We start from the raw sequence: 7,440 nt of genomic DNA on the forward strand, positions 1-7,440 counted from the left end.
GTATTCGTACTGATCGCGCTGATCGTGGTGTTTGCGATCCTGTCGAACAGGTTCCTGACGCCGGATAACATTTTTAACATCTTAAGGCAGGTATCGATCGTAGGAATCATAGCAGTAGGTATGACGTTCATCATGCTGACAGGAGGAATCGACCTTTCGGTAGGATCGGTAGCAGGCTTCGCAGGAGTAGGGGCGGCGCTGCTGATGACAGAGCAGTCGATGAACCCGGTGCTTGCAGCGATCATCATGTGCCTGTTTGGCATAGGACTTGGGCTTGCGAACGGGTTCTTCATTTCGAAGCTGGCGGTACCGCCGTTCATCGCAACGCTGGGTATGATGGTATCGATCAGGGGACTTGCGTACATCATCACAGGAGGACTTCCGGTATTCGGGTTTGACTCGTCGTACACGCAGCTTGGACAGGGATACCTTGGGCCGATCCCGATCCCGGTGCTGATCATGGCGGCAGTATTCATCTTTGGAATTATATTCCTGTCGAAGACAAGGGCAGGGCGGCACATCTACGGCGTAGGCGGAAACGAAGAAGCGTCGAGGCTGTCGGGAGTAAACGTATCGAAGATCAAATTCCTGGTATATGCGGTAGGTGGATTCATGAGTGCGCTTGCAGGGCTTGTAATCCTTGCGAGGACGAACTCAGGGCAGCCGAATGCAGGAGAAGGCTATGAAATGGACGTTATCACAGGCGTAGTACTGGGCGGCGTTAGCATGACAGGAGGCCAGGGGAAGCTGTACATGGTAATCATCGGTGTACTGATCATGGGAATCCTGCAGAATGGTATGACAATGCTGGGAATCAACGAATTCGTACAGAAGTTCGTAAGAGGTATGGTGCTGATTGCAGCGGTAGCGTTCGACAGCTTCATCAAATCCCGCAGGGCCAAAGAAGTTAACGCGTAATCATTTTTTACGCAGGCTGGTATCAGAATTCATTGTGGCAGGCGGCGGGGTTTTCGATTCCGCCGCCTGTATAAGTAAAGGCTATAACGCTAAGGGTTTAAGGAGTAATATTATGAAAAGATCAGAGATCAACCAGATCATGAGGGATGCCGTTGAATTCATCAAGGAACAGAATTTTGCATTGCCTCCCTTTGTAACATGGACTTACGACGAATGGAAAACAAAAAACAGCGAATATGACGAAATCAAGGATTGTATGCTCGGATGGGATATTACAGATTTTGGAAAAGGCGATTTCAAGAAGGACGGCCTTTTGATGATTACGCTCAGGAATGGCAGTTTTGATAATCCGAAGTACAACAAAACATATGCGGAAAAGCTTTTGATCAGTGAAGAGGGACAGGTTACGCCTTACCACTTCCACTGGAAAAAGCAGGAAGATATCATCAACAGGGGCGGCGGGCTGCTGGTTCTCAGATGCTATAATTCAAATGAAGCCGGCGAAAAGCTGGATACGCCTGTAACGATCTTCAAGGACGGCAGGGCTTATGAAGTGGAAGCCGGTTCCAGGATTGAAATTGGCAGAGGCGAAAGCATTTCCCTTCCGACAGGACAGTATCACACGTTCTGGGCTGAAGGCGGCAAGTGCCTGATTGGCGAGGTATCGCGCACAAACGATGACAATGTAGATAACCGCTTCTATGAAAAGACAGGCCGTTTCCCGACAATCGAGGAAGACGAGCCGATTCTGTATCCGCTGTTCAGCGAATACCCGAATATGCCGAAAAAATAAGAAGAATTCTTTTGGGAATATCGCACTTGCTTAGGCTTGTGTGGTATTCCCATAATAAATAGATGGAGAAATACTTTTATGTACGTAATTGGGCTTGACGTGGGAACATCCGGTGTAAAGAGCACGGTTTTTGACGAGAAGGCAAATGTGCTTCACCACGCATACAGGGAATATGATTTGATTTGCCCCGGGGACGGAATGTTTGAACTCGATCCGCGGGTTTTAATTGATAAGGCTTTTGAAGTGCTGGCTGAGTCGACACAGGACTGTGACAAAAAGGAAATTCGTGCGATTTGTGTTACATCCTTTGGCGAGTCCTTTGTCTGCTTTGATGAAAACGATCAGATTTTAGCAAACACGATGATCTACATGGATCACCGGGGAACGGAAGAAGGAGAGGAATTCACAAAATTATTCTCCGAAAAAGAAATTTTCAGCAAATCCGGAAATTACGTTGATCCAATGTTTGCAATTTATAAATTGAGATGGCTTCATAAAAACAGACCGGAAATGATGGCAAAGGTGAAGCGTATTTCATTTATTACGGACTTTATTACCTACATGCTGGGCGCAGATCACATTTGTGATTATTCGCTTGCCGCACGCAGCGGAATGTTTGATTTTAAAGAAAAGACATGGTGGAAAGAAGCGGTGGATTTTGCCGGGCTTAAGATATCCATGCTACCAAAGCCGGCGCCGGGCGGCAGCGTTGTGGGAACCATGAGCAGCAGGGTTGCAAATGAGCTGGGAATGACAACGGGCGTAAAGCTGATTGTCGGCGGTCACGACCAGATTCTGGCCGCAGTTGGAAGCGGCGCGCGCGATGAAGGCGATATCGCCAACGGAATGGGCACTGTGGACTGCCTGACGGCTGTTATGGACGGCGGCAGTATGAATATGGAAAAGATGCTGAACTATAAGTTCCCAATCGTACCATATCTTGACCAGCAGGACCAGTATGTAACGTATGCTTTTAATATGTCGGGCGGATGTACGGTAAAATGGTTCCGGGATACCCTGGCAAAGGATATTGCGGAAAAATCCGACGCATATGAGCTCCTGAATCAGGAGGCGCCGCAAAAACCGACCAGTATTATTACGATACCTTACTTTGCGGGAAGCGGAACGCCATATTCAGACAGCGTGACGCCGGCTGCAATGGTTGGGATGAGGCTCAATACCTCGCGTGGAGACCTGTTCCGTGCGTTCATGGAAGGGGAAACCTACGAAATGAAGCTCAATATCGACTGCCTTGAGGATATCGGTATCCATCTGAAACGGATTATTACGGTGGGCGGCGGTTCCAAATCGCCGATGTGGATGCAGATTCGTGCGGATATTTTTGAGCAGGAGGTGTGCCTGCCAAAGAACAGCGAAGCGGGAACGCTTGCAAGCGCGATCCTGTGCTACACGAATATCGGTGTATACGACAGCATTGCACAGGCACAGGGAGACCTGATCGAATATAAATCGACCTTCCTCCCGCAGCAGGAGAATGTTCCGACCTATCGTAAAAACTATGCGCAGTATAAACGAATTTATGAAGCGATAAAGGAGATATATAAATAATGTTGGAAGCAAAGGATGCAGTAAAAAGAGCAAAAGAGCACGGAACGGTGATTCCTGCCTATAATATCCCATACCTGCCGATGGTAAAACCTGTGATTCAGGCCGTCGTTGATATGAATTCGATCGCGATGATCCAGGTGGCGAGAGTGGAATGGGAAAAATTCGGTTCGCAGAGCCTCGAGGCTGTTGCGGAGGAATACAAAAAATATATGGATCCGAAGCATACGCTTCTCCATCTTGACCATGTACCGGTAATCGATGAGGACATGAAAGAGGTAGACTATATGCCCATCATTGAGCGTGCGATCAAGGCTGGTTTCCAGTCGGTTATGATCGATGCTTCGCGTCTTGATCTCGAAGGCAACATCAAGGCGACAAAGCAGGTCGCTTCTGCCGCGCACGCGGCTGGAATTCCCTGCGAATCCGAGCTTGGCGCGGTTATGGGGCACGAAAGCGGCCCGCGGATTCCCTATGAGGAAATTTTTGCAACGAAAAAGGGCTTTACAGACCTTGAGGAAGCCAAAAAATTTGTAAAGGAAAGCGATTGCGATTGGCTTTCTGTCGCGGTAGGCAGCATCCACGGTGCGGTTGCGGAAAACCTGCGCAATCAGAAAAAACCGGAAGCAAGGCTTGATATCGACCATATCAAAGCACTTTCGGCGGCAACGAATATTCCGCTGGTATTGCACGGCGGCAGCGGCATCAACAAGGAATGTATCCGTGAAGGGATTAAGGCGGGCATCGCTAAAATAAATGTCGGCACGGAAATCAGGCAGGCGTATGAAAGCGCACTCTTGGGCGATGAAAAGAATGTAGAAGCCGCGCAGAAGGCAGTTTATGATAAAGTATGTGAAGTAATCACTGATATGCTTTGCATTAAAGACACACGTTCGCTTCTTTACGAAGGCTGATAAAAGTCAGAAAGGCGTAATCATGAACGGATATGAGAGGATGCTTGCTACGCTCCATAAGGAGAAGGTAGACCACACTCCATCAATGGAAATCATGATCGATCAAAAGATTATTGATGCGCTTACAGATACGGGGGACTATATGGACCTGTGCGATGCGCTCGATCTTGATGCGGTCATCACAAATACACCTTCCACGCTTTACCGCAATGAGGTAATCGACGCGGAAAAGGGGACGTTTCGCAATGAATGGGGAACGGTTCGCCAGCAGGGCAGGGAAGTTGTTTCTGCGATTGTGGACGAGCCAATCAAAAATGCGGAGGACGTATACAAATACGTTGCGCCCGATCCGAATGATGAGTACAGGTTCGAGTACCTGCGCGCGCTGATAGGGCGCTTCAAGGGAAAAAGGCTGGTGGGGATGCACATCCATGACGCATTCAATTATCCCTACTACCTGATGGGCATGGAAAACCTGTTCGTTACAATGTTTGAGAATCCGGATGCTGTCCACAAGATTGTGGAAATATCGGTGGATCATAATATTGCGCTTGCAAAGAAAGCGGTGTCGCTTGGCGCTGACTATATCCTGCTCGGCGACGATTACGGCGGCGGGAACCAGCTGCTCGTGTCTCCGAATATGTTCCGCGAGTTCTTCCTGCCGGGCTTTCAGCAGGTGGTATCGGCAATCAAGGATATGGGCGTATTCTGCTTTAAGCATTGCTGCGGGGATATCAATGAAATTTTGGATGACATGGTGGCTACAGGCATCGATGTGCTGCATCCGCTCGATCCGTCTGCAAATATGGATATCATGGCAGTGAAAGAAAAATACAAGGATCTTGTCGTGATGGGCGGAATCAACTGCTACAAGCCTTTGTGCGAATTCAGCGAGGAAGAAATCGCTGCAGAAACAAAAAGGGTGATTGAAACGATTGGCAAGGATGGAAGATACATCATTGCATCTTCCAACAGCGTGCATTCCGATGCGAAGCCCGAAAACTACAGGGTGATGCAGGAAGTGCGCAGGGAAATGCCGGTTGTTTACAGCAAATAAGAATTGGTATGGTCTTGATTAATGGATGGGAGGTAATCCACTTATGACAACATTTGCATTATTTTATGGAAACAGGGCGTTTATGCCTGACGATGTAATAGACGAAGCACGCCCGCAGCTTGAAAAAGCGGTAAAAGACGCGGGCTGCGACTTTATCAGTATGGACGTGAGCCTGACGAGCCACGGCGCTGCAGAGACGGTTGCGGAAGGCAAAATATACGCAAAGTTTCTGGAAGAAAATAAAGGGAAATTTGACGGCGTGATCGCATGCCTTGCAAACTTCAGCGACGAGGCTTCGGCTATCGCGGCACTGAAGGACTGCGGCGTGCCAATCCTGATTCAGGCATGCCCGGACGAGATTGGTAAAATGGACTTTGCAGGCAGGCGCGACGCTTTTTGCGGAAAGCTTGCGATCACTGATCTTTTTTATCAGTACGGCATCCCGTTCTCGCTGACGCAATCCCATGTTGTAGCGCTTGACGGCGACGAATTCCAGCGGGAACTGAAAAAGTTTGCAGCGGTATGCCGCATCGTAAAAGGCTTGAAAAATCTGACGATCGCATCGATCGGCGCGCGCGTATCTGCATTTAAGACAATGCGTTTTGACGAGCTCACGGCTCAGAAATATGGCATTACAGTTGAGACAATCGATCTTTCAGATTTCTTCCTGAGGATGAAATCCATGGATTCGTCCTCCAAAGAATTTGCGGACAAGCTGGAGTTTTACAAAAATTATGCGAACTGCACCAAAGTTCCTGCAGAATCGATGGATAAAATGGTTCGTGCAAGTCTTGCTGCAGATCAAATCGCCGCAGAGCTTGAGACGGATTGCATGACGATCCGCTGCTGGGATGAATTCCAGCGCGAGATGCAGATTTCAGTATGCAACCTGATCAGCGAGCTTAACGACAGGGGTATTGTAACGGCATGTGAGCTCGATATTGCAAACGCAATTTCCATGAAAGCGCTCTCAAGCGCTTCGCAGGATCCGGCAATGTGCCTTGACTTTAACAACAACTATGGCGATGATCCCAACAAGTGCATTTTGTTCCACTGCGGGCCGATCTGCAATACGCTTATGACGGGTAAGGGAGAGATCGTAGAGCACAAGATGTTCAAAAAGACAATGGGCGACGACGTGAGCTGGGGCGTAAACCAGGGCTATATCAAGGCAATGCCCATGACGTATTCCAGCGCAAAATCCGACAACGGAAAGATCGTTGCTTATGTGGATAACGGTATTTTCACAGGAGATCCGATCGAAGACGGTTACTTTGGCACGGGCGGCGTTGCATATATCGAAAATATGCAGAAGAAGCTGTACGACATCGCAAAGAACGGTTTCCGCCACCACGTCAGCGTTTCGTCCGGACAGAATAAGGACGCAATGCTCGAGGCATATAAAACATACATCGGGTTTGACATCATGGAGCTGTAACAGGTTTTCATGATTATTGCAGTTTGCCAAATGGTTGCGCAGCAAGTATTTGTAAGAAACTGCTATGCAGCGAACCTCTATAGCGGCGCAGCCATGCGACGCCATAAGTTAATACGCTGTAAATGAGTGAGGCAGAAATAGAAGCATATAATCTTGCAGCTCTATTTCCTCTAAAAAAGGAGGCGTGAAAACGCCTCCTTTTTACATATTCAAAGCCGTTTGCACAGTGAAAAAAATAAAAATGAAAAATCATAAAAAAGATATTGACAAAAGCGGCAAATCGGTTTATTATTTAGGCATAAAGTAAAACGATTTAATATTTCCGCATCTTAATTACACAATTTTATTTTTCATAGAAAGTGTACTTTTTCGTTCGATTATAAATGTTAATTATTGCGCCTATAAGGCGCTTTTTTTATGTACTTTTTTTGTGAACGAAAAAGTACTATTTATCGCGTAACAAGAAAAACCAAATGAGAACAAACATTTTTAAAAATTAAAACGATTTAACAAACAAAGGGAGGAAAAAGAAATGACATTAGGGACAATGGCGGTAGACCATGAGCAGAGGATCGATTACGACAAGCTGAGGAAGGACCGCCTGAAGAAAACGCGGGAGCAGATGAAAAAGGACGGGCTTGGAGCGGTGCTGTTGTTCGATCCGGATAACGTGAGGTATGTGACGAGCACCAAGCTTGGAGAGTGGGTGAACAACAAGCTGAACCGTTACACGCTTCTTGCCGAAGGGCACGAT

General features: G+C 47.6%; 7 protein-coding genes. All 7 read left to right on the forward strand.

Going from position 1 to position 7,440, the window contains the following annotated elements:
- Positions 1-918 (forward strand): ABC transporter permease (locus CHK_RS07905; protein WP_046443510.1); only part of this gene is annotated, 918 nt, incomplete at its 5' end.
- 112 nt (positions 919-1,030) lie between these two features.
- Positions 1,031-1,711 (forward strand): D-lyxose/D-mannose family sugar isomerase, encoded by a 681-nt coding sequence (locus tag CHK_RS07910; RefSeq protein WP_046443511.1) that lies wholly within the window; start codon positions 1,031-1,033, stop codon positions 1,709-1,711.
- A gap of 78 nt (positions 1,712-1,789) precedes the next feature.
- Positions 1,790-3,280: an FGGY-family carbohydrate kinase gene (locus CHK_RS07915; RefSeq protein ID WP_046443512.1), complete on the forward strand. Its 1,491-nt coding sequence runs from the start codon at positions 1,790-1,792 to the stop codon at positions 3,278-3,280.
- Positions 3,280-4,191 carry a class II fructose-bisphosphate aldolase gene (locus CHK_RS15690; RefSeq protein WP_052740449.1) on the forward strand — a complete coding sequence of 304 codons (912 nt, stop codon included), beginning with the start codon at positions 3,280-3,282 and terminating at the stop codon, positions 4,189-4,191. Before CHK_RS07915 ends, CHK_RS15690 begins: the two co-directional genes overlap by 1 nt.
- A gap of 22 nt (positions 4,192-4,213) precedes the next feature.
- Complete coding sequence (locus tag CHK_RS07925; protein ID WP_082103460.1) at positions 4,214-5,248, forward strand: uroporphyrinogen decarboxylase family protein; 1,035 nt, start codon at positions 4,214-4,216, stop codon at positions 5,246-5,248.
- Positions 5,249-5,291: 43 nt separating this feature from the next.
- A complete protein-coding gene (locus CHK_RS07930) occupies positions 5,292-6,686 on the forward strand; it encodes an L-fucose/L-arabinose isomerase family protein (protein WP_046443514.1) in 1,395 nt (464 codons plus the stop codon).
- Between the two features lie 532 nt (positions 6,687-7,218).
- Positions 7,219-7,440 (forward strand): aminopeptidase P family N-terminal domain-containing protein (locus CHK_RS07935; RefSeq protein ID WP_046443515.1); only part of this gene is annotated, 222 nt, incomplete at its 3' end.

The sequence above is a fragment of the Christensenella hongkongensis genome (assembly GCF_000981035.1).
GTDB lineage: Bacteria > Bacillota > Clostridia > Christensenellales > Christensenellaceae > Christensenella > Christensenella hongkongensis.